General features: G+C 28.8%; 3 protein-coding genes. All 3 read left to right on the plus strand.

The features are described from left to right. The first annotated feature begins 435 nt into the window (after nucleotides 1-435). The 3 genes from htpX to ACP5FO_RS08590 all read left to right on the plus strand — a co-directional run bounded on the left by htpX (nucleotide 436) and on the right by ACP5FO_RS08590 (nucleotide 3,055). Nucleotides 436-1,293: a zinc metalloprotease HtpX gene (gene htpX / locus ACP5FO_RS08580; protein WP_428110838.1), complete on the plus strand. Its 858-nt coding sequence runs from the start codon at nucleotides 436-438 to the stop codon at nucleotides 1,291-1,293. Between the two features lie 21 nt (nucleotides 1,294-1,314). Then, entirely contained in the window at nucleotides 1,315-2,535 is a 1,221-nt protein-coding gene (locus tag ACP5FO_RS08585; protein ID WP_428110839.1) for a D-alanyl-D-alanine carboxypeptidase family protein, read from the plus strand. A gap of 106 nt (nucleotides 2,536-2,641) precedes the next feature. Next, nucleotides 2,642-3,055, plus strand: a complete 414-nt coding sequence (locus tag ACP5FO_RS08590) for an ExbD/TolR family protein (RefSeq protein ID WP_428157396.1) — start codon at nucleotides 2,642-2,644, stop codon at nucleotides 3,053-3,055. Nucleotides 3,056-3,301 lie beyond the last annotated feature (246 nt).

Raw genomic sequence — 3,301 nt, forward strand, 5'->3', positions numbered from 1 at the left:
GTTTTAGCCCCCAATTATGGGATTTAAAGAAAAAACAATAAAAAACAATACTTATTTCAAGAAAGATTTTTACTAAAAAAATTTGGAATTTTTTGCTTGAAAAATTAAATATTTAATACTATCACAAAACAAAAACTTTTCATTTTTATTGTAAATTTTCTGTAAAAAATTTTAATGGTATCAATAATGTAATGTGAATTACAATTAAATTTTTTTGTTATTTATTTAATTTTTACTTATATGTCCAGCACGCTACAGATTACAATTAACATTTTTTACACAAATTGTCTATATTTTTTTCATAAAATTGAGCATATACTAAAATAATTTAAAATAGGAGGTAAAAGTTATGAAAATGAATTATAAAAATGTAAAAATTGAACTTGAAAAAAAGAATGTGTTTTTAGTTGAATTATTTAAAAGGAGGGAGGAGCTATGAATTACTTTAAAACATTTATGCTGATGTTTGCGCTTACTGTATTGCTTATGCTGGTAGGTGATGCTATTGGTGGCAGTCAAGGTCTGATTATAGCTTTAATTTTTGCAGGGATCATGAATTTTATAACTTATTGGTTTTCTGACAAAATTGTTTTGAAAGCTTATCATGCAATAGAAGCTAATCAACATCAATACCCTCAGCTTTACTCGATTGTAAACAATTTGGCACAAAATGCAAACTTGCCAATGCCAAAGATTTATGTGGTTAATAGCAATACACCAAATGCTTTTGCAACAGGTAGAAACCCAAAAAATGCAGCAATATGCGTTACAACTGGAATATTAAATTTATTAAATACTAGTGAATTATCTGGTGTTTTAGGTCATGAGCTAACTCACGTTAAAAATAGAGATATCTTGACTGCTACATTAGCTGCTACAATAGCTGGAGCAATAAGTTATTTAGCATGGATGGCTCAATGGTCAGCTATATTTGGAGGCATGGGAAATAATAGAAGAAATAACAATATGTTTGGTTTGCTTTTTGTAGCTATCCTAACGCCTATAATAGCTACAATTATTCAACTTGCCATATCAAGACAAAGGGAATACGCAGCCGATAAGGGCGGGGCAATTTTATCTGGAAATCCTATGTATTTAGCCAGCGCTTTAAAGAAGTTAGAATCAGCAAATAAACTTTCACCAATGCCAAACACACATTTTTCTCAGACAACTGCTCATATGTTTATAGTAAATCCATTTAAAGGAGAAACATTTAAAAGTTTATTTAGTACACATCCACCAATTGAAAAAAGAATTGAGCGTCTAGAGAATATGAAAATTGAAATAGATTAAATAAATTTTTGGGGACGATTTATGTTTAAATCTCATAAAAAACACTACTTTTTTTTGGTTTTTGTTATAGGTATAATAGTGGTAGCTATTTTAGGTTTATTTAAGGCATTAACGCTTACAAATAAACCTCGTTTATTGCTTAATATACCAAAATCTTATCATGCAGTTGGTAATTTAAACATAAAATGGCCTTATGGAACAGAAGGCGCTATAATGATCGATCGTTATGGAATTATTTCACAAACACCACACCAACACCCTATTCCTATTGCTAGTGTAGCTAAAATAATGACAGCTTATTTGATTCTTAAAAATCATCCATTACATTTAGGTCAGAATGGACCAGATATAACCATTACAAAAAATGATGTTAAAATATACAAGAAAGATTTAAAAAATCAACAATCAGTTTTGAAAATAGCAGCAAATGAAAAACTCAGCGAGAAGCAGCTTTTGGAAGGTTTATTATTGCCTTCTGGCAACGATTGCGCAACTGTATTAGCAAAATGGGACGATGGAACCGTCAAAGCATTTGTAAATAAGATGAATAAAATGGCTAAACTTTTAAATATGAATCATACTCACTATGCAGATCCTGCTGGCGTAAGACTTTATACAGTTAGCACTGCAAATGATCAGTTAAAGCTTGCGCAAAAAGTTATGCAAATCAGAGAATTTAGATATCTGGTATCAAAACCACAGGCAACTTTACCTGTTGCTGGTACTGTTTACAATGTAGATTACGATTTGGGTAAAGATGGAATTTTTGGTATAAAAACAGGTTCTATGCCACAATCTGGTGGGGATTTTGTTTTTGCATCCAACCAGTATTTAAAATGGAAACATATTTTAATATTAGGTGCGCTACTTGGAGAATATGGAGAAAGACCATTAATGGATGCTCTTAAATCAACTATAAAAATAATAAATCAGGTAAAAAATAATATACATTTGTCTCAACTTTTTAAAAAAGACCAAAAAATAGGATATGTAAAGTTTGAATGGCTTAAGCCTATACCTTTAATAACCGGATCATCATTTTACACGATAACATGGCCTGGTATAAATTACAATATAAAATTTGAAAAAAATCCAATTATGTTACCTATAAAAAAGAGCTCAATTATTGGCTACATTGATGTATATAACAAATTTTTTACTAAAAAGATTCCAGTTAGAATTGCAGGTATGGTAAAAAAACCTACATTAATTGAAAGGTTAAAAAGCATTCTGAGAATCTAAAATTAGATAGCAATGTATTGGCCTGGTGTTTTATCTTCTGTTATATGTATTATTGTTGCTTTTGTAATGATGTTATTGTTTAAATAAAAAGTTAGGAGAAAATTATATGAGATACAGCAAGCAAAGAGGTGTATTTTCTAATATAAACATAACACCTTTGGTTGATGTTATGCTTGTTTTGCTAGTTATTTTTATGGTTACTACCCCAATTATTGTAAAAGGTATCAAAGTTAACTTACCAAGAACTCATTCTGGTAGTGCAAATATCTCAAAAAAAGATATAATAATAACAATAACAGAAAGAGACAGACTTTATATAGATAAACACTTATCAACTTATACAGAACTTAATTCATTTTTAAAGCAAAATAGTAAATCTTCTTTAGTTATTGAAGCTGATAAAACAGTACCATATGGTTTGGTTGCCAAAATAATAAATATTGCAAAAGCTGATAGTATCCAAAAGGTTGCTCTTGCAACTCGCAATAAACCGACATTAAAAAACAACAATTTATTTTAACACCTTACTTTTCAATTATCTGTATATCACTTTTATTGTAATTAAAATTCGCTTACAGCAAAATTTTTTGTACGATTTTGATGGTTTAAAAGATTATTGCAATATATTATTGTTTAAAATTTTGTAATTTAAAAAATTCAAATAATAATTAAATTATATCTTGACAATATTAAAAGTAATAATATTATAACATGCGTAAAGGAGGTATCCATGCATCTTAAAAAAACCCTGCTTTCTATATCCATT

The organism is Desulfurella sp., from assembly GCF_049977265.1.
GTDB lineage: Bacteria > Campylobacterota_A > Desulfurellia > Desulfurellales > Desulfurellaceae > Desulfurella.